We start from the raw sequence: 20,445 nt of genomic DNA, 5'->3' as shown, positions 1-20,445 counted from the left end.
CAGAGGGAGAGAAACATGTCTTTTAATATCGGCCTTAGCGGCCTCTATGCGGCCAACAAACAACTGGACGTAACCGGCAACAACATTGCCAACGTTGCGACCACTGGCTTCAAGTCGTCCCGTGCGGAATTCGCGGATATCTACGCCGCGTCCAAACTGGGCACCGGCCAGAACAGCATCGGCAACGGTGTGAACCTGGCAGCGGTGTCCCAACAGTTCACCCAGGGTGACGTCAACAACAGCGGCGGCGTGCTGGACATGGCGATCCAGGGCGGTGGCTTCTTCGTGCAGAAGGGCAGCGATGGCTCGCTGGAATACACCCGTAGCGGTGCCTTCCGTGCCGACAAAGACGGCTATATCACCAACAACACCGGTACCTCGCGCCTGCAGGGCTACGCGGCAGATGACGACGGCAAGATCATCAAAGGCGGCTTGACCGACCTGCAATTGAACCTGTCGTACCTGCCACCGAAGGCGTCCACCAAAGTGGACTCCACCAGTAACCTGAACTCGTCGGAGCCGGTGATCAACCAGACCACCAAGCCGTTCGACCCGACCGACACCACCACTTTCACCACCCAGTACAGCACCACCCTCTATGACTCCCAGGGCAACTCCCACGAGATGGTGCAGTACATGGTGAAAACCGACGCCAACCAGTGGAGTTCCTACACGCTGATTGACGGTCGTAACCTGGATGGCTCCAAGCCTACCACCACCGGTACTACTGCTCCCGTGCCGTCGATATTGAGCTTTGACGGTGCAGGTAAACTGACGGGTATCAGCACCGGTGGTGTGGCGGGCACGACCCTGACGCTCACCGGTTGGATCCCGGGCTCGGTGACCAACGGCGTATGGACGGCTAACAAGGCTACAGCGCCAAACATTGCCGTCAACATGGCCAATATCACCCAGTACAACTCCGCCAGTTACCGCAACCCGCCGACCACCGATGGTTACGCCACTGGCCAGATCACCGGCCTGAAAATCGACGGCAATGGCGTAATGTTCGCCACGTTCAGCAACCAGCAGAGCAAGGCCATCGGCCAGATCTCCCTGGCCAGCTTCAACAACGAGCAAGGCCTGCAACCATCGGGCGGCACCACCTGGAGAGAGACCTTCGCCTCGGGCCAGCCGGGTTACGATGCCCCGCAATCCGGTACCCTGGGTTCGATCGTGGCCAACTCCCTGGAGAACTCCAACGTCAACCTGACCAACGAGCTGGTGGACCTGATCAAGGCCCAGAGCAACTACCAGGCGAACGCCAAGACCATCTCCACCCAGAGCACCATCATGCAGACCATCATTCAGATGACCTGATGCCATGGCGTAATGCGCTTGTTTAAAAACCCCTCGATCGAGGGGTTTTTTTTTGACAAGAATCGAATGGAACATTCTGTGCCTGTCGCGTCACCCATCATCCGAAAGCCATTGAGCTATCTGACATCGGGAGAGGGGGCATGGGGAGCTTATTATCGGAGGTTGGCCATCACAGCAGCAATTCGCATTTTCATACTGTAGGACCGGGGTGGTATCCGGCTTGGGGGGGGGGGCCGACTGCGCATAAGGACAGCGTCGGAAACCTGCTCAGGGCACTTGAGGATGCGAAAATTACTGGCAAGAGCCAACTTGTCAGAGAGCTGCGCGACAAACTTTATGAAAAACGCGAGGAGCTCGGCGATGCAAGGTTCAAGGGCATCCTTAATGAGTTGATCGGGGCGGATGAAACATCTAATGCGCCTCGTGCGTCCCATGGGTTTCTCAGGGAGCAGTTAAGGGAATGGTTCTCTGAGTCAGGTGTGGCGCCGGGAGGCGGCGGTAGTCACGGCCGCAGTGGTGGGGTGAGTGGCGGTTACGGGAATAACAGTAGTGTTTTCGGTGGTGGGCCACGTGATTCTGGTGGTGGGCCACGTAATTCTGGCGGTCCGCTTTTCAGTGGGGCAGACCTCGGTGATTATCGGCCCGATTTGTCTCTTGATAACCCCGGTAAAAAACCCAAGGACGTCTTTACCGGATTTAGTCAGGGGGCCGAGGGTAACTGTGGAACCGTCTCTGCGATCAAAGCGTCAATGATGCATTTTGGTCAGAAGGCTACTGATGTTTTTAAGGAGGTGAAAGAGGCTGGGGATGGCTACGACGTAACCATGCGGGACGGCTATAAGCTTCATCTCACTAAGGATGAATTGAGGCAGGCTGCCATCGCAGCGAACTTCAAGGGTGATGATAAGGAGCTGATGAAGGAAGCCATTTTTATGTTTGCCGTAAGTGCCAAGCGCGCCCAAGAAGAAGGCAACGATGGTAAGGGGGGGATGACTTACGCGCAGGCGCTTGCTTCGTTAAATGATGGGGAGTGGAGTAAGGAAGCCTTTGATCGTCTGGGCTTGAAGAACCACGTCAGGCAAGTGAGCCTGGACGATTTGGCCAAAGGGGTCGTCGGTACTGCCGACACGTCTTTGCATTCGGTGGCAGTGGTTCACGGCAGAAAGGAGCTGTGGGGGAAGGTCGGAGGGCGTCCAACTGAAGGCATAGCCTTTGGTTTCATATGACTTGTGCCGCGGATGCCGGCGCCAAATAAAGTCGTTGCGGTGTTTGTTGCAACCCCCCCCGATAAACCCTACTGCATCCAGGTCTATCGGGGGGGGAGCAAGCCCTGGGCATTCAGCCCCGGGATCGGCTCAGCTTATTGACAAGCTTCGCAATCCGGCTCGTCGATCGCGCAGGCCTTTGGCACTGGCGCCGGGCCGGCAGGCGCGGCGAGCACCGAATCATCACCGTGGTTACCGCTGGACACAGCGTTCAGCTTACCGGTGTTGATGGTCGACTTCTCGGTGCTGGTCGCGGCCAGGGCACGGAGGTAGTAAGTGGTTTTCAGGCCACGGTACCAGGCCATGCGGTAGGTCACGTCGAGCTTCTTGCCCGATGCGCCGGCGATGTACAGGTTCAGGGACTGAGCCTGGTCGATCCACTTCTGGCGACGGCTGGCGGCATCGACGATCCACTTGGTGTCCACTTCGAAGGCGGTCGCGTAGAGCTCTTTGAGTTCCTGCGGGATGCGTTCGATCTGCTGCACGGAACCGTCGTAGTACTTCAGGTCGTTGATCATGACCGAGTCCCACAGGCCGCGGGCTTTCAGGTCGCGGACCAGGTACGGGTTGATCACGGTGAATTCGCCCGACAGGTTCGATTTCACATACAGGTTCTGGTAGGTCGGTTCGATCGACTGCGATACGCCCGTGATGTTGGCGATGGTCGCGGTCGGTGCGATGGCCATGATGTTGGAGTTACGGATGCCTTTCTGCACACGGGCACGTACCGGTGCCCAGTCCAGGGATTCGTTCAGGTCAACGTCGATGTACTTCTGGCCACGCTGTTCGATCAGGATCTGTTGCGAATCCAGCGGCAGGATGCCCTTGGACCACAGCGAACCCTGGAATGTCTCGTAGGCGCCGCGCTCGTCGGCCAGGTCGCAGGAAGCCTGGATCGCATAGTAGCTGACCGCTTCCATGGACTTGTCGGCGAACTCGACCGCAGCGTCCGAACCGTAGGGAATGTGCTGCAGGTACAGTGCGTCCTGGAAGCCCATGATGCCGAGGCCGACCGGACGGTGCTTGAAGTTGGAGTTCTGCGCCTGTGGCACCGAGTAGTAGTTGATGTCGATCACGTTATCGAGCATGCGTACGGCGGTGTTGACGGTGCGTTCCAGTTTGGCGGTGTCCAGCTTGCCGTTGACGATGTGGTTCGGCAGGTTGATCGAGCCCAGGTTGCAAACGGCGATCTCGTCCTTGTTGGTGTTCAAGGTGATCTCGGTGCACAGGTTCGAGCTGTGGACCACGCCCACGTGCTGCTGCGGGCTGCGCAGGTTGCAAGGGTCCTTGAAGGTCAGCCATGGGTGGCCGGTTTCGAACAGCATGGACAGCATCTTGCGCCACAGGTCCTTGGCCTGGATGGTCTTGAACAGCTTGACCTTGCCTGGGTATTCGGTGAGGGCTTCGTAGTACTCGTAGCGCTCTTCGAAGGCCTTGCCGGTCAGGTCGTGCAGGTCCGGCACTTCGGATGGCGAGAACAGGGTCCACTTGCCGTCATCGAAGACGCGCTTCATGAACAGGTCAGGGATCCAGTTGGCGGTGTTCATGTCGTGGGTACGACGACGGTCATCACCGGTGTTCTTGCGCAGCTCGATGAACTCTTCAATGTCCATGTGCCAGGTTTCCAGGTAGGCACACACGGCGCCTTTGCGTTTGCCGCCCTGGTTGACCGCTACGGCGGTGTCGTTCACGACTTTCAGGAACGGTACGACGCCCTGGGACTTGCCGTTGGTGCCCTTGATGTACGAACCCAGTGCGCGCACTGGTGTCCAGTCGTTGCCCAGGCCACCGGCGAATTTGGACAACATGGCGTTGTCGTGGATCGCGTGGTAGATGCCCGACAGGTCATCCGGCACGGTGGTCAGGTAGCAGCTCGACAGCTGTGGACGCAGGGTACCGGCGTTGAACAGGGTCGGAGTGGACGACATGTAGTCGAAGGACGACAGCAGGTTGTAGAACTCGATCGCACGGTCTTCCTTGTGCTTCTCTTCGATCGCCAGGCCCATGGCCACGCGCATGAAGAACACTTGCGGCAGTTCGAAGCGGATCCCGTCCTTGTGGATGAAGTAACGGTCGTACAAAGTTTGCAGGCCCAGGTAGGTGAACTGCTGGTCGCGCTCGTGATTGATCGCCTTGCCGAGTTTTTCCAGGTCGAAAGTGGCCAGGATCGGGTTCAGCAATTCGAATTCGATACCTTTGGCGATATAGGCAGGCAGCGCCTTGGCGTACAGGTCGGCCATCTCGTGGTGGGTGGCGCTGTCGGCCACGCCCAGGAAGCCCAGGCCTTCGGCACGCAGGGTGTCCATCAGCAGGCGCGCGGTCACGAACGAGTAGTTCGGCTCGCGTTCAACCAGGGTACGGGCGGTCATCACCAGGGCGGTGTTGACGTCGGTCAGGGCCACGCCGTCGTACAGGTTCTTCAGGGTTTCGCGCTGGATCAGGTCACCGTCGACTTCTTCCAGGCCTTCGCAGGCCTCGGTGATGATGGTGTTCAGGCGGCCCAGGTCCAGCGGGGCGAAGCTGCCGTCGGCCAGGGTGATGCGGATCGACGGGTGCGCTTGCACGGCGGCTTCTTCGGCCGGGGTGCGGACGGCACGTTCCTTGGCGCGCGAATCGCGGTAGATCACGTAGTCGCGGGCCACTTTCTGCTCGCCGGCACGCATCAGGGCCAGTTCGACCTGGTCCTGGATTTCTTCGATGTGGATGGTGCCGCCCGACGGCATGCGACGCTTGAAGGTCGCGGTGACCTGTTCGGTCAGGCGGGCAACGGTGTCGTGGATGCGCGACGAGGCAGCAGCGGTGCCGCCTTCAACTGCAAGAAACGCTTTGGTGATGGCGACGGTGATTTTGTCATCGGTGTAAGGAACGACAGTCCCGTTACGCTTGATCACGCGCAATTGGCCAGGTGCAGTGGCGGACAGATCCATATTCGAATCAGCGGCCTGCGGCACGGAGCCTTGCGGGTTCTCGCGAGTTGTGTCGGTTTGCATGGGGGGTTGTCTCCACATTTCTATATTTATTTGGGCACCATCACGGTGCCCACCGTTCCGTCCTGAAGCACTTACAGCAGGCCTGGGCCTGGCATAACAACTTCGGGACAGGAGGAAGGGAGCTGATCGCGCCGCTTCCATGCCGAAGTCTTCGGTTCGGGGCTCAAACGCCCTTGGCCGTATTCCTGGTGGGTGACAGTTGCCAGGTTCAAGCACTGCAACACCCGTACCGTTTTCCGCTGTTGGAGCTGGAAAACGGCTGCCATCCGCTTGAGCGGTTTGGGCTTTCAAAAAATGCTTGGATTAGACCCAACAGGAGCAAGAAAGGGCTTGAGTTTCTTGTCTGATTTGTGTTGGGTCTTTTCGCTGAAAACCCTACATGTAGGGTTTTTTTAGCGCCGAGCTACAAGATAATGCGTTTTGGGGGGCTTAGCAACGTACTGCCTGTGGATAACGTTGTGGGTAAAATGTGTATGAAACGTGGAACACCCGTGTAGGCCGCAGCACTGCTGGATTCGGCCGTTTGTCACTGAATATTCCAAGTTGAAAACAGTCGGTTGGATTTTTGAGGGCGCGAACCCTATCACAGAAAAGCGCGATCACCGAATGGATTTCCCGGCTTGTGCGAGAGGGCTTGGGCATGACTACAATCGGCCTCTGTTATGCCCTCAAAACATTACAAATAAGGTGTGGCCTCCTCGGCCAACGCATCCCTTTATAACAACGAGGATCACCCGTGGAGCAAGAAGCCTGGCACATCCTGATCGTCGAGGACGACGAGCGACTCGCCGAGTTGACCCGCGATTACCTGGAAAGCAACGGCCTGCGGGTTTCCGTGGAAGGTGATGGCGCCCTGGCTGCGGCGCGGATCCTCGCCGAGCAACCGGACCTGGTGATTCTCGACCTGATGCTGCCCGGCGAAGACGGCCTGAGCATTTGCCGCAAAGTGCGCGAACGCTACGACGGCGTGATCCTGATGCTCACCGCCCGCACCGACGACATGGACCAAGTGCTCGGCCTGGACATGGGCGCCGACGACTACGTGTGCAAACCCGTGCGCCCGCGCCTGTTGCTCGCGCGTATCCAGGCCCTGTTGCGCCGCAGTGAGCCGGCCGAACCCGCCAGCGTGGAAAGCCAGCGCCGCCTGCAATTCGGCCCGCTGCTGGTGGACAACGCCCTGCGCGAAGCCTGGCTGCAGGGTGACGGTATCGAGTTGACCAGTGCCGAGTTCGACCTGCTGTGGCTGCTGGTGGCGAATGCCGGGCGCATCCTGTCCCGCGAAGAAATCTTTATCGCCCTGCGCGGCATAGGCTACGACGGCCAGGACCGCTCCATTGATGTGCGCATCTCACGGATTCGCCCGAAAATCGGCGATGACCCGATCCACCCACGGCTGATCAAGACCATCCGCAGCAAAGGCTATCTGTTCGTCCCTGAAGCCGCTGCCGATATGCCGTTGTGAACTCGATCTTCCTGCGTATCTATGGCGGCATGTGCGCGGCGCTGATTCTGGTGGCGCTGCTCGGCGTGCTGGCCCTGCATCTGCTCAACGAGGTGCGCAGCGGCCAATACCGCGAGCGCCTGGCCCATGGCACCTTTGCCTTGATGGGCGATAACCTGCAGCCCATGAGCCCCATCGAACGCCAGCGCGCCCTGGCCGTGTGGGAACGTTTGCTCGGCATCCCCCTGGAATTGCGCGGCCTCACCGATGCCCAACTGGACCTCAGCCAGCGCACCCGCCTGCAACGCGGCCAGGTGCTGGTGGAGCAGACCGGCCCCCATGCCGCCCGGGTGCTGCGCCTGGTCAGCGATAAGGAACAGTGGGTGCTGACGGGGGAGGTGCAGCAGATCAGCGAGCAACTGGCCCGCGCGACCATTTACCTGCTGGCCGATGAACTGGTGCGCTTCCCCGTGGCCGAGCAGCCGCAACGGCTGGCGGATATAAAGGAAGCCAAGGGCTTTGGTTTCGAAATGCACCTGATGACCCTGGATCAGGCCGATATGGACGACGACCAACGCCGCCGTGTATCGGAGGGCGATACGGTCATGGCCCTGGGCAAGGGCGGCGATTCGATCCGCGTGTTTGCCGGCATGGTCGGCACGCCCTGGGTGCTGGAGCTCGGCCCGCTGTACCAGATGAGCCCGTACCCGGCGCAATGGCTGGTCCTGATCGCCTTGATCGGCCTGACCCTGATCGGCCTGATTGTCTATCTATTGGTGCGTCAGCTTGAGCGCCGGCTCCGAGGCCTGGAAGCCGCCGCCACGCGCATCGCCAAAGGCAACCTCGAGGTGCGTGTGCCGGCCCGGGGTGCCGACTCGGTGGGGCGCCTGGCGGCGGCCTTTAATGGCATGGCCGAGCACCTGCAGCAACTGCTGGCAATCCAGCGCGAACTGGTGCGCGCGGTGTCCCATGAACTGCGAACACCGGTGGCACGCCTGCGCTTCGGCCTGGAGATGATCGGCGACGCCGCCACGCCTGAAGCGCGGCGCAAGTACCTGGAAGGCATGGACAGTGATATCCAGGACCTAGACGGCCTGGTGGATGAAATGCTCACCTACGCAAGGCTTGAGCAGGGTGCGCCGGCGTTGATTTTCCAACGGGTCGATCTCGATGCGCTGCTTGATCAAGTGATCGGCGAATTATCGCCACTGCGCCCGCAAGTGACTGTGGCCAGGGGGATTTGCCTGTCGTCGGCACATTGGGATGACGCTTGGGTCGATGCCGAACCGCGCTACTTGCACCGCGCCCTGCAAAACCTGGTGAGCAACGCCATGCGCCACGCCCAGGGCCAGGTGTTGATCAGTTATCAGGTGGGCCAGGTGCGCTGTCGCATCGATGTGGAGGACGACGGGCCCGGTGTCCCGGAAAGTGCCTGGGAGCGTATCTTCACGCCGTTCCTGCGCCTGGATGACAGCCGCACCCGTGCCTCGGGCGGGCATGGCCTGGGGTTGTCGATTGTGCGGCGCATCATTTATTGGCACGGCGGGCGAGCGTTGATCAGCAAGAGCAACAACCTGGGCGGCGCCTGCTTCAGCCTGAGTTGGCCCAGAGATCAAGACAAACCCTGACGTCTTATCCCACGCCGAGCAAATCCGTAGCAGCTGCCGAGCGCAAGCGAGGCTGCGTCGGCCGCGCTACCGATCTAACGTCGAGTTGCGCGTGGCGCAGCCTCGCTAAGGCTCGACAGCTGCTACGGCTACCAGGCTCAACAGTTGGCCATCATTCACTGAGTATTGCGCCGATAGTTCCTTGCCGTGGCACCACTCGCTGGACAGGTCGGTGAGCAAGCGCAAGCGCACATGCCCGGCCTCTGACCACTCCACCACCTCGGCATGTTCAAAATAAAAGCGCTTCTGCACGATCGGGTAGAGCGCCTTGAACAAACTCTCCTTGACCGAAAACGTCAGCGTCACCAGCAAGGCGATCTGTTCTCGCGGCACATCAGCCATACGCTGCAGCTCTTGCACCGTCAGAATTTCCCCGGCCAGGCGCTCCGCCCGTTCCAGGCTCAGCAGGTTCTCCAGGTCCATCCCCAACCCACGCCATTGCGCCTTGTGCCCGACAATCGCGGCGGCATGCCCGGTGCTGTGGGTAATGGAACCGCTGATGTGGGCGGGCCACACCGGTGCGCGGTCTTCGCTGATCGCCGGGATGCAGTTGATCTGATCGAGCTGTTGCAGGGCCGCGCGCGCGCACAGGCGGCCGGCGAGAAACTCGGCCTGACGCTTGGCCACCGAACGCTGGATACTCGCCGGTGGCGGCACGGCGCAATGCTGGAAGTCGCCAGGTGCCAGCAATGCAGGATCGAACCGGGTGCTGAGAAACACCGTGCCCGGCAAGGGGTCGGGCAGCGGCCAATGGGCGTCGAGTGGGGTGCAGCAAGCGGGTAGGGGCGTCATGGGCGGTATTTTGCCGAGTTGATGGGCAAGAGGATAGCCCGCCGTGATTCAGGCGAGGTTCAAAGCCTGTTCAGGGGGAGTTCAGGGGCGCTTGCGTAGTCTGGCCTCACAGCCAAACGCGTAATGAGGTAACACCATGACTGCGATCAAGAAGCTGATGTTGGCCTTAACCATGCTCAGTGCCACCGTCGGGGTTCAGGCCTCCGATGGTGCCTTTGCCGCATTCGGTCGTGAGAAAACCAAGAAGTCCAGCATCCTGATGCAGCGCGTCAGCATCGAAGATGCTGGCAGTCAGCCCACGCCCTGGGGGCAGTCCCTTGGCCAGGCCACCCCGCAGCCGAGCTATCGCGCCGGCTATGAACACCTGAGCGGCCGGTTCAACGGTATTAAACTGCGCCCGCAAGACCTGCAGGGCCGCTATGATATCCCTCTGTCGGACAGTTGATTTGCTTTGGAGAGCCTTATGAAATTGCTGGTGGTGGAAGATGAGGCGCTGTTGCGCCATCACCTGTTTACCCGCCTGACCGACAGCGGCCACGTGGTCGAGGCCGTGGCCAATGCCGAAGAGGCCCTGTACCAGACCGGTCAATTCAACCATGACCTGGCGATCATCGACCTGGGCCTGCCCGGCATGGGCGGCCTGGACCTGATCCGCCAACTGCGCAGCCAGGCCAAGACCTTTCCGATCCTGATCCTCACCGCGCGTGGCAACTGGCAGGACAAGGTCGAAGGCCTGGCCGCCGGGGCCGACGACTATGTGGTCAAGCCGTTCCAGTTCGAAGAGCTGGAGGCGCGGATGAACGCCTTGCTGCGCCGCTCCAGCGGGTTTACCCAGTCGACCATCGTCGCCGGGCCCTTGCTGCTGGACCTCAACCGCAAGCAGGCGTCCCTCGATGAACAGCCCCTGGCATTGACCGCCTATGAATATCGCATCCTCGAATACCTGATGCGCCATCACCAGCAGGTCGTCGCCAAGGACCGCCTGATGGAGCAGCTCTACCCCGACGACGATGAGCGCGATCCGAATGTGATTGAAGTGCTGGTCGGCCGCCTGCGCCGTAAGCTGGAAGGCCCGGCGGGGTTCAAGCCGATCGACACCGTGCGTGGCCTGGGCTACCTGTTCAATGAGCGCTGCCGTTGATTCGCTCGCTCCGTGTGCGCTTGATGCTGGCGGCCGCCACCCTGGCCGTGCTGTTTATGCTGGGCCTGTTGCCCGCCATGCAGGGCGCGTTCAGCCTGGCATTGCAGGATTCCATCGAGCAGCGCCTGGCGTCGGACGTCACCACCCTGATCTCCGCCGCGCGGGTGGAAAACAATCGCCTGCTGATGCCGGCGCAGTTGCCGGATGAGCGCTTCAACCTCACCGATAGCCGGTTGCTCGGCTATATCTATGACCGCGAAGGCCACCTGGTGTGGCGTTCGCGGGCCACCCGGGACGAAAACATCAACTACAAGCCGCGCTATGACGGGCGCGGCAATGAGTTTGCGCGGATTCGCGAGGCCGACGGGCAGGAGTTCTTCGTCTATGACGTCGAGGTCAGGCTGCTCGGCGGCAAGAGTGCGGCGTTCAGTATCGTGGCCCTGCAACCGGTGCGCGAATACCAATTGACCCTCGAAGGCCTGCGCGAAAACCTCTACCTGGGCTTCGGCGCGGCACTGCTGGTGCTGCTGACCTTGCTGTGGCTGGGCCTGACCTGGGGTCTGCAGGCCCTGCGGCGATTGAGCCAGGAGCTTGACCAGATCGAAGGCGGTACCCGCGAAAGCCTCTCCGAGCAACACCCGCGCGAATTGCTGCGTCTCACCGGCTCCCTTAACCGCCTGCTGCACAGCGAGCGCGAACAACGGGCACGTTACCGCGACTCCCTCGATGACCTGGCCCACAGCCTGAAAACGCCGCTCGCCGTGTTGCAAAGCGTGAGCGAAGACATGGCGCAACGTCCGGAAGATCGCGACCAGGCCTGGGTGCTGCAATCCCAGATCGAACGCATGAGCCAGCAGATCGGCTACCAGCTGCAGCGTGCCAGCCTGCGCAAAAGCGGCCTGGTGCGCCATCAGGTGCGCCTGGAACCGGTAGTGCAAAGCCTCTGCGATACCCTGGGCAAGGTCTACCGCGACAAGGGCGTCGCGGTGTCCTTTGAACTGCCGGACGAATGCGATGTACCGATCGAGAAGGGCGCCCTGCTTGAATTGCTCGGCAACCTGCTGGAAAACGCCTATCGGTTGTGCCTGAGTGAAGTGCGCGTCAGCCTGGTGGAAAATTCCGAAGGGCTCGAGTTGTGCATCGAGGACGACGGCCCCGGGGTGCCGCCGGACCAGCGTGCACGGATTCTGCAACGGGGCGAGCGCCTGGACCGTCAGCATCCGGGGCAGGGGATCGGGTTGGCGGTGGTCAAGGACATCATAGAAAGCTACGGCGCACGACTGACCCTGGGGGATTCGCCGCTGGGTGGGGCGGCGTTCAAGATTCACTTTCCGTCTGTGTGATCTTCAGTGGCTGGGCTGGCCCTGTCCGGGCATAAGTATCTACACATCTTGAGCCGAGCCCCCTGCTACGCGTTATCCTACTGAAGTTGTGTAGATACTTATGCCTATCGGGGGCTTGCACCCCGATGAGGCCCTCACAAACAACACCCCTCTAATTCTCCTGCGCCCGATAGGCCCCCGGTGTCAGTCCCGTCCACTTCTTGAACGCCCGATGAAACGCCGACGGTTCGGAGAACCCCAGCTGCTCGGCGATCGCCTGCAAGGACAAATCCGCCCGCCCCAGGTGGTAGATGGCGATGTCCCGCCGCAATTCATCCTTAAGCGCCTGAAAGCTGGTGCCTTCTTCGCGCAAATGTCGGCGCAGGGTTTGCGGGCTGACGTGCAAGTGCTGGGCGACGGCCTCCAGGTCTGGCCAAGGCGTGCGGTCGCGGCTCAACAAGCGTCGCAGCTGGCTGCTCAAGCTGTCGCCTTCATCCGGGCGTGACAGCAGGTCGGCGGGGGAACGCTCAAGGAAATGCTTTAGGGTACGTTCGTCCTGCAACAATGGCAGGCTCAGGTAGCGGGCGGGAAACACCAGGCTGCTGTGCGGGGCACCGAACACCTGGGCGCAGGGGAACAGCAGGTCATATTCAGCGGCGTGGGCCGGCATCGGGTAGCTGAACGTGGCCTGGTGCAAACGAATGCGCTGGCCGATCAGCCAACTGCCCAGGCGGTGCCAGATCACCAGCAGGCATTCGCTGAGGAAGTGATCCGGGTCCCACAGGTGAGAATCATCCAGGCTCAGGCGGGCCATTTCGCCTTCTCGTGTCAGCTGCCAGCGCGGGCCTTGTGGGAATAGGCTATAAAATAATAAGCCGCGTTCCAGAGCCTTCTCCAGGGTGCGGCAGTGGATCAGCGCATGGCACATCATGGCGAAGGTGCCGCGTTTGCTCGGGCCGTCGGCGAACCCCAGGTACTCATCGTCCAGTGCCAGCCAGAGCATTTGCAGCAGCCGGGTGAATTGCTCGGGCGCAATGCGGGCGCGAGGTTCGGTCAACAGTTCCGGGGTGATGCCCAGCTGTTGCAACAGGCCCGAATAGTCGTAACCGGTTCGACGCGCACCGCCCAGGGCTGCCCGGGCGTAATGGCTGGCGATGGTACGTTCACGCATGCGGGGCCCTCGTCCATGGAAGGGCGGATGGTAGTCATCACCCGGCAGGGCAACAAGGCGGATATCCGCCAAATTGTAGGACGGGATTGGGCAGTGCGGCGGAAATCCGCCAGCCGATTCGGCTCTTCGGAGGGGGCTTTGAAATCCGCAGCCCTGATGTCTTAAGGCCCCCAGGGGGTTTTCAGCAAAGTGGCACGGCGTTTGCGATAAGGATTACAGCGCAGGCCTGGTGCTACAGGCTTCGCAAACAACAAATCCCTCCAGTGCAGGAGGGTTCGCAATTCAAGTGTCGTGGGCAATGGCGGATATTTGCCACACGGGACGATTGAGGAACTCTGCAATGACGACTCGTCAGCCAATCTACAAATCCCTGTATTTCCAGGTGATCGTTGCAATCGTTATCGGTATTTTGCTCGGTCACTTCTACCCGCAGACCGGTGTGGCGCTCAAGCCACTGGGTGACGGCTTCATCAAGCTGATCAAAATGGTCATTGCCCCGATCATCTTCTGCACCGTTGTCAGCGGCATCGCCGGCATGCAAAGCATGAAATCGGTCGGCAAAACCGGTGGCTACGCGCTGCTGTACTTCGAAATCGTTTCCACCATCGCACTGCTGATCGGCCTGATCGTGGTGAACGTCGTGCAACCGGGCGCCGGCATGCACATCGACGTGGCAACCCTGGACGCCTCCAAAGTGGCGGCCTACGTCACTGCCGGTAAAGACCAGAGCATCGTTGGCTTTATCCTCAATGTGATCCCGAACACCATCGTCGGCGCCTTCGCCAACGGCGACATCCTGCAAGTGCTGATGTTCTCGGTGATCTTCGGTTTCGCCCTGCATCGCCTGGGTGCCTACGGCAAGCCGGTGCTGGACTTCATCGATCGCTTCGCCCACGTGATGTTCAACATCATCAACATGATCATGAAGCTCGCGCCAATCGGTGCCCTGGGCGCCATGGCGTTCACCATCGGTGCCTACGGTGTAGGTTCCCTGGTGCAGTTGGGCCAGTTGATGATCTGCTTCTACATCACTTGCCTGCTGTTCGTGCTGGTGGTGCTGGGCGGTATCTGCCGCGCCCACGGTTTCAGCGTGATCAAACTGATCCGCTACATCCGTGAAGAACTGTTGATCGTACTGGGTACTTCTTCCTCCGAGTCCGCACTGCCACGCATGCTGATCAAGATGGAGCGTCTGGGCGCGAAGAAATCCGTAGTCGGCCTGGTGATCCCGACCGGTTACTCCTTCAACCTCGACGGTACCTCGATCTACCTGACCATGGCGGCCGTGTTCATCGCCCAGGCGACTGACACCCACATGGACATCACCCACCAGATCACCCTGCTGCTGGTGCTGCTGCTGTCCTCCAAAGGTGCTGCTGGCGTGACCGGTAGCGGCTTTATCGTACTGGCAGCCACCCTGTCGGCTGTCGGCCACCTGCCGGTTGCCGGCCTGGCGCTGATCCTGGGTATCGACCGCTTCATGTCCGAAGCCCGTGCACTGACCAACCTGGTGGGTAACGCCGTTGCCACCCTCGTTGTGGCCAAGTGGGTCAAGGAGCTGGACACCGACCAACTGCAAAGCGAGTTGGCTTCCGGTGGTCGCAGTATCTCCGACACCCGTGAAGAAGATGACCTGGGCGTGGCCGAAGGCCCTGCACCGGTGATCAAGTAAGCCGCTGATGGCGTGAACCCACGCTGACAGCTATCCGCAAACGCCCCGACTGGTTCGGGGCGTTTGCGTTTGTGCGGGATTACTTTTTTGCAATATTTTCACTTAGAGTCAGCGACTGATGAAATTCGCGCTACGCGGCATGTTCCAAACGCAGACTGGCAGGAGGATATATGGACAGTGTTGATTTAAATGTCCTGCGCAGCGTGCTCGAATGGCGCCGCGCCGGGCAGCAGGTGGTGTTGTACAGCGTTGTGCAGACGTGGGGCAGCGCGCCGCGTCCACCGGGCGCCATGTTGGCGTTGCGGGGGGATGGCGTGGTGATCGGCTCGGTGTCCGGCGGTTGCATCGAGGACGACTTGATCGCCCGCTTGCAGGATGGCCGCCTGACGCAAGACGGGCCGCCGGTGCAGTTGGTGACCTACGGCGTGACGCGCGACGAGGCGGCGCGTTTCGGCCTGCCATGCGGCGGCACCCTGCGCTTGACCGAGGAGCGGGTGCAAGACTGGGCCTGGGTCGCGCAGTTGCTGGAGCGTTGCGAGGCGCATGAAATTGTCGCGCGGGAACTGGACCTGGTCTCCGGCGAAGTCACGTTGAGCAGTGCGAACAAGACCGATGTGGTCACCTTCGATGGCGAACGCCTGCGGGCTATCTACGGCCCGCGCTGGCGCCTGCTGTTGATCGGTGCCGGGCAACTGTCGCGCTACGTGGCGGAAATGGCGCGCCTGCTGGATTTCGAAGTACTGATATGCGATCCGCGTAGCGAGTTTGTCTACGGCTGGGAAGAGCAGCACGGCCGCTTCGTGCCGGGTATGCCTGATGAGGCGGTGCTGAATATCCAGACCGACGAGCGCACGGCCATTGTCTGCCTGACCCATGATCCGCGCCTTGATGATATGGCGTTGCTGACGGCGCTGAACTCCAGTGCCTTCTACATCGGTGCGCTGGGTTCGCGGGTCAATAGCCAGACGCGTCGCGAGAACCTGGCGGCGCTGGGTTTGTCGACGGATGCGATTGCGCGTTTACATGGGCCGATTGGCCTGCATATCGGTAGCCATACGCCGGCGGAGATCGCCTTGTCGTTGATGGCGGAAATTGTCGCGATCAAGAACGGCGTGGCGCCGATGCAGAAAAAGCCCCTGCCGGTGGTTGCTGAGTAATGGTGACGGCGATTGTCTTGGCGGCGGGGCAGGGCAGCCGGTTCCGAGCCGAAGCGGGGGCTGACCAGGATAAGTTGCTGGCCGATTGCCTGGGCCGTGATGGGGTGATGCGTCCGGTGATCGAGCAGGTATTGGTGAATTTGCCGGATCGCCTGGTGGCGCGCTGGCTGGTGACCTCGCCGGATCGCAAGGAGGTCATTCGGTTGGCCGAAGTGTATGGCTGCCAGGTCTTGCCGTTGCAGTCAGCCGGCATGGGCGAGAGCATCGCCGCAGCCGTCGCGGCCAGTGCCTCGGCGGATGGCTGGCTGGTGGTGTTGGGGGATATGCCGTTTATCCAATCATCGAGCATTGAACGGGTGATTGACGTGCTGGAGGAGGATGGCATCAGCGTGCCGGTGCAGGCGGGTGACTATGGGCATCCAGTGGCCTTTGGTCGCGCTTTTGGTCCGGACCTGATGGCGCTGACCGGGGATCGTGGAGGCAAGCCATTGTTCGCACGTGCCCGGGTGCGGGAAGTGCAGGTGGAAGATGCGGGTGTTCTGTGGGATGTGGATCTGCCGAAACGGTTAATTTTTAACCCAGACTAAATTTGATCTTCGTTGTTTTCGAGATCTATAAAAAAGCCCCGCCTGATCACTCAGGCGGGGCTTTTTAGTGGCGGATGGAATCAGGCGAGGGGTTTAGGCTCGTGTTCTTCTTCCAGGGCCTTGTGCTCTACCACTGCTTCAGCAGCAGTGTGCTCAACCACGGTTTCAGCAACCGGGGCTGGCGCCTCGACAGCTTCGACTACGGCTGGAGCGGCAGCAGCAGCGGCGGCAGCTGCCTCAGCTTCCTTGCGACGACGACGCACTTCACGTGGGTCGTTCGGCGCACGGCCGTTTTCGGTCAGGGCGCTGGCCGGTGCCGCTTCTACCACGGGTGCTTCGACTTCGGCTACCACCGGTGCTTCAACAACCACCGGTGCAGACTCGACGGCTGGCGCAGGCTCGGCAACCACTGCTTCGGCAACCGGCGCAGGCGCTTCTTCTACCACCGGTGCAGGCGCTGGTGCTTCAACCGGGGCGGCAGGTTCGGCAGTCCACTGGAAGGCGGTCTGTTCTTCGCGAACTTCACGCACTGCCGGGGCAGCTTCTTCGACAGCCGGGGCTTCAGCGGCGGCTTCAACTACTGGCTGAGGCTCAACAACCGGAGCGGCTTCAACTGCAACCACTTCGGTTTCTGGCTGGGCGTCGCGGATCGGTGCCACTTCCACTTCCGGAACCACTGGGGCTTCGACAGGGGTAGTTGCTTCAACGACCGGTGCTTCAACCACTGGGGTCTCGGTAACTGGCGCTTCTACAGCAGCGGTTTCTTCAACAGTGGCAGTCGCGCGTTCAGCCTGTTCATGCGCCTGGGCTTCAGCCGGTGCGCTGATCACCGAGCTGGCAACCGCTGCGGTAACGGCCAGGCCGGCAGCCAGTTCGGCACCGGTCGGTTCGTGGGTGGCGGCTTCTGCGTTCTCGCCGGCCTCTTCCGAGCCTTCGATCACATTGCCATTGGCATCACGCTGACGCTCACGGCGGTTGCTGCGACGACGCTGGCCACGGGAGCGGCGGCGTGGACGATCGCCTTCGGCGTTGTCCTGGCCGTCTTCCTGCAATTGCTCTTCGCCGGCCAGTACTTCTTCTTCGCTGGCGGCAGCGGCTTGCTCGGCACGTGGTTGACGCTCTTCACGCGGTGGGCGCGGCTGGCGTTCTTCACGCGGTGCACGCTCTTCACGCGGCTGGCGAGCTGGGCGCTCTTCAGCGGCAGTGGCTGCAACACCTGCAACGGCAGGGGCGGCATCCAATGGCTCGCGCAGTTCACGCACGCGTTCTTCACGCTCGCCACGCGGCTTGCGATCTTCACGCGGCGCACGTGGGGTACGTGGTGCGCGCTCTTCACGCGGTGCACGTTCTTCACGGGCTACGGCCGGGGTTTCTTCACGCGCTTCGCGAGGTGCACGCTCTTCACGTGGTGCGCGTTCTTCGCGAGGCGCACGTTCTTCACGCGGCTTGCGCTCTTCGTCACGGCGACCGTTGCGGTTACGGCTCTGCTGGCGACCGTTGCGACGCTCTTCGTTGCGTGCTGGGCGTTCGGTCGCAGGTTTTTCAACCACGACCGGTGCCGCAGGCTCTTCCTTGGTGGCGAACAGGCTGACCAGCGACTTCACCAGGCCCTTGAACAGGCTCGGCTCAGGCAGGGCGGCCGGTGCGGCAACCGGGGCAGCGGCTTCAACCGGCACCGGTGCGTTGGCACGGGCTGGCGCGGTTTTCACGGCGGCTTCCTGGCGCACCAGGGTGCGGGTCGCGGCGGCTGGCTGGACTTCTTCCACTTCGGCGGCGGCGGCAGCGATTTCGTAGCTGGACTGGCCGCTGTGGGCTTCCGGGCTGTCGTCACGCAGGCGCTGTACTTCGAAGTGCGGCGTCTCGAGGTGATCGTTCGGCAGGATCACGATACGAGCACGGGTGCGCAGTTCGATCTTGGTGATCGAGTTGCGTTTTTCGTTGAGCAGGAAAGCGGCAACCGGGATCGGCACTTGTGCGCGGACTTCGGCGGTGCGGTCTTTCAGGGCTTCTTCTTCGATCAGGCGCAGGATCGCCAGGGACAGCGATTCAACGTCACGGATGATGCCGGTGCCGTTGCAACGCGGGCAGACGATGCCGCTGCTCTCGCCCAGGGATGGACGCAGGCGCTGACGGGACATTTCCAGCAAGCCGAAGCGCGAGATGCGGCCGACCTGTACGCGGGCGCGGTCGGCTTCCAGGCATTCGCGGACTTTCTCTTCCACGGCGCGCTGGTTCTTGGCGGGGGTCATGTCGATGAAGTCGATCACGATCAGGCCGCCGATGTCACGCAGGCGCAGCTGGCGGGCGATTTCTTCAGCCGCTTCCAGGTTGGTCTGCAGGGCGGTTTCTTCGATGTCGCTACCCTTCGTGGCGCGCGCCGAGTTGATGTCGATGGACACCAGGGCTTCGGTCGGGTCGATCACGATGGAGCCGCCGGAAGGCAGTTCGACCACACGCTGGAAAGCGGTCTCGATCTGGCTTTCGATCTGGAAACGATTGAACAGCGGCACGCTGTCTTCGTACAGCTTGATCTTGCTGGCGTACTGCGGCATCACCTGGCGGATGAAGGTCAGGGCTTCGTCCTGGGCTTCGACGCTGTCGATCAGCACTTCGCCGATGTCCTGGCGCAGGTAATCGCGGATGGCGCGGATGATCACGTTGCTTTCCTGGTAGATCAGGAACGGCGCGGAACGATCCAGGGAGGCTTCTTTGATGGCGGTCCACAGTTGCAGCAGGTAGTCGAGGTCCCACTGCATTTCTTCGCTGCTGCGGCCCAGGCCGGCAGTGCGTACGATCAGGCCCATATCGGCCGGTGCGATCAGGCCGTTCAACGCTTCACGCAGTTCGTTGCGCTCTTCGCCTTCGATGCGACGGGAGATGCCGCCGGCACGTGGGTTGTTCGGCATCAGCACGAGGTAACGGCCGGCCAGGCTGATGAAGGTGGTCAGGGCGGCGCCCTTGTTGCCACGTTCTTCTTTTTCGACCTGAACGATGACTTCCTGGCCTTCGCTCAGGACGTCCTTGATGTTTACGCGGCCTTCGGGGGATTTCTTGAAGTATTCGCGGGAGATTTCTTTGAGGGGCAGGAAGCCGTGGCGCTCGGAGCCGAAATCGACAAAGGCAGCCTCAAGGCTTGGTTCGATGCGAGTAATACGGCCTTTATAGATGTTGGCCTTCTTTTGCTCGCGTGCACCGGATTCGATGTCCAGGTCGTAGAGGCGTTGGCCATCTACCAGTGCAACACGCAACTCTTCGGGTTGAGTTGCGTTAATCAGCATTCTTTTCATGTTGTACCGTCGGTTTCCGGGCTGCCGGAAACGGCGTTCGGCACACACGACTTCTCACGGTCGGTGTCAGGTGCGTCAAGAGTGGTTGGCCACTCCAGTGTCCAGCAAAATCGGCCAATTGGGCCGGTATCGCGACGGACGCGTCCTGCTTGTTAGCGGTGGTGACAAAGGCACCACTTCAACAAAAGCTAAGGTCAGGAGGAGGAATCAACCGGCGACTGTGGACGAGATGAAGCGTCTAAATATAAGCCTAGTGCTACACGGTCCGACGGTTGTGCATCTCCACCCTACACGTATCCCTGATAATTCGGGTGCTGCCGCGCGCAGAATCCGCAGCGGGTTGGCATTTACCGTGTTCTCCAATGGGGAGTCCACGCTCATGGCTAAACAAGACTGAATGTGGGCGACTGCGCTCACACTCAGCTCTTAACAGGCGTTGTTTCCGAAGCATTCGCCGTGGTCCGGCTCAAGACTGACTGCACTTTGTGAACTGGCCGTAAATATCGGCGCAGAACGCGAGTATTCACTCTGCTTTCTGCACTCGCTTCAGGCCTCATGTCACCTGCGCTTGTTACAATCTCGAGCCTTCCAGGGTGGCGAAAGCCCCGTAGGACGGCCTCGCGTCCTGATGAA

The 20,445-nt window shown here is 61.0% G+C and carries 14 protein-coding genes; 10 read left to right on the top strand and 4 right to left on the bottom strand.

From position 1 onward, the window contains the following. Nucleotides 1–15: 15 nt before the first annotated feature. Together flgE and BLW22_RS22430 are read left to right on the top strand one after the other, a co-directional pair. Complete coding sequence (gene flgE / locus BLW22_RS22435) at nt 16–1,320, top strand: flagellar hook protein FlgE (protein WP_065926182.1); 1,305 nt, start codon at nt 16–18, stop codon at nt 1,318–1,320. A 140-nt stretch (nt 1,321–1,460) separates the two neighbouring features. Beyond that, the gene (locus BLW22_RS22430) at nt 1,461–2,546 is read left to right on the top strand and encodes a hypothetical protein (protein ID WP_141690792.1); all 1,086 of its coding nucleotides are present in this window, start codon (nt 1,461–1,463) and stop codon (nt 2,544–2,546) included. Nucleotides 2,547–2,680: 134 nt separating this feature from the next. Here the strand turns inward: BLW22_RS22430 and BLW22_RS22425 are convergent, their stop codons facing one another. Then, a complete protein-coding gene (locus BLW22_RS22425) occupies nt 2,681–5,575 on the bottom strand; it encodes a ribonucleoside-diphosphate reductase subunit alpha (RefSeq protein WP_065947763.1) in 2,895 nt (964 codons plus the stop codon). 736 nt (nt 5,576–6,311) lie between these two features. Between BLW22_RS22425 and BLW22_RS22420 the strand changes: the two genes are divergently transcribed. Then, nucleotides 6,312–7,037, top strand: a complete 726-nt coding sequence (locus BLW22_RS22420; RefSeq protein WP_065926179.1) for a response regulator — start codon at nt 6,312–6,314, stop codon at nt 7,035–7,037. Then, the gene (locus BLW22_RS22415) at nt 7,034–8,644 is read left to right on the top strand and encodes an ATP-binding protein (protein WP_065926178.1); all 1,611 of its coding nucleotides are present in this window, start codon (nt 7,034–7,036) and stop codon (nt 8,642–8,644) included. The genes BLW22_RS22420 and BLW22_RS22415 overlap by 4 nt, the downstream gene beginning before the upstream one ends. A gap of 105 nt (nt 8,645–8,749) precedes the next feature. On the opposite strand, the gene BLW22_RS22410 is transcribed toward BLW22_RS22415, so the two are convergent. Next, nucleotides 8,750–9,475: a 4'-phosphopantetheinyl transferase family protein gene (locus tag BLW22_RS22410; RefSeq protein ID WP_074847494.1), complete on the bottom strand. Its 726-nt coding sequence runs from the start codon at nt 9,473–9,475 to the stop codon at nt 8,750–8,752. Between the two features lie 136 nt (nt 9,476–9,611). Here BLW22_RS22410 and BLW22_RS22405 point away from each other — a divergent pair, with 136 nt between their 5' ends. Genes BLW22_RS22405 through BLW22_RS22395 form a run of 3 tightly spaced genes read left to right on the top strand, consistent with a single transcriptional unit; the run spans nt 9,612 to nt 11,959 of the window. Continuing rightward, entirely contained in the window at nt 9,612–9,920 is a 309-nt protein-coding gene (locus BLW22_RS22405) for a hypothetical protein (RefSeq protein ID WP_065926176.1), read from the top strand. A gap of 18 nt (nt 9,921–9,938) precedes the next feature. Next, complete coding sequence (locus BLW22_RS22400; RefSeq protein WP_017138377.1) at nt 9,939–10,616, top strand: response regulator; 678 nt, start codon at nt 9,939–9,941, stop codon at nt 10,614–10,616. Next, entirely contained in the window at nt 10,613–11,959 is a 1,347-nt protein-coding gene (locus BLW22_RS22395; protein WP_065926175.1) for an ATP-binding protein, read from the top strand. The genes BLW22_RS22400 and BLW22_RS22395 overlap by 4 nt, the downstream gene beginning before the upstream one ends. A 151-nt stretch (nt 11,960–12,110) precedes the next feature. Here the strand turns inward: BLW22_RS22395 and BLW22_RS22390 are convergent, their stop codons facing one another. Further along, nucleotides 12,111–13,109, bottom strand: a complete 999-nt coding sequence (locus BLW22_RS22390; RefSeq protein WP_074847493.1) for an AraC family transcriptional regulator — start codon at nt 13,107–13,109, stop codon at nt 12,111–12,113. 340 nt (nt 13,110–13,449) lie between these two features. On the opposite strand from BLW22_RS22390, the gene BLW22_RS22385 reads away from it, so the two are divergent. The 3 genes from BLW22_RS22385 (at nt 13,450) to BLW22_RS22375 (ending at nt 16,525) form a co-directional block, all read left to right on the top strand. Next, nucleotides 13,450–14,781, top strand: coding sequence for a dicarboxylate/amino acid:cation symporter (locus BLW22_RS22385; RefSeq protein ID WP_074847492.1), 1,332 nt, complete (start codon nt 13,450–13,452; stop codon nt 14,779–14,781). Nucleotides 14,782–14,951: 170 nt separating this feature from the next. Further along, nucleotides 14,952–15,938 carry an XdhC family protein gene (locus tag BLW22_RS22380; RefSeq protein WP_074847491.1) on the top strand — a complete coding sequence of 329 codons (987 nt, stop codon included), beginning with the start codon at nt 14,952–14,954 and terminating at the stop codon, nt 15,936–15,938. Continuing rightward, entirely contained in the window at nt 15,938–16,525 is a 588-nt protein-coding gene (locus BLW22_RS22375; protein WP_074847490.1) for a nucleotidyltransferase family protein, read from the top strand. Before BLW22_RS22380 ends, BLW22_RS22375 begins: the two co-directional genes overlap by 1 nt. An 80-nt stretch (nt 16,526–16,605) precedes the next feature. Here BLW22_RS22375 and rne read toward each other — a convergent pair whose 3' ends face one another. Then, nucleotides 16,606–19,803, bottom strand: coding sequence for a ribonuclease E (gene rne / locus BLW22_RS22370; RefSeq protein ID WP_083381384.1), 3,198 nt, complete (start codon nt 19,801–19,803; stop codon nt 16,606–16,608). Between the last annotated feature and the right edge of the window lie 642 nt (nt 19,804–20,445).

The organism is Pseudomonas marginalis, assembly GCF_900105325.1.
In the GTDB taxonomy this organism is placed as follows: Bacteria; Pseudomonadota; Gammaproteobacteria; order Pseudomonadales; family Pseudomonadaceae; genus Aquipseudomonas; species Aquipseudomonas marginalis.
Note: the sequence above shows the minus strand (reverse complement) of the source record. Positions and strands in the feature narration are given on the sequence as shown.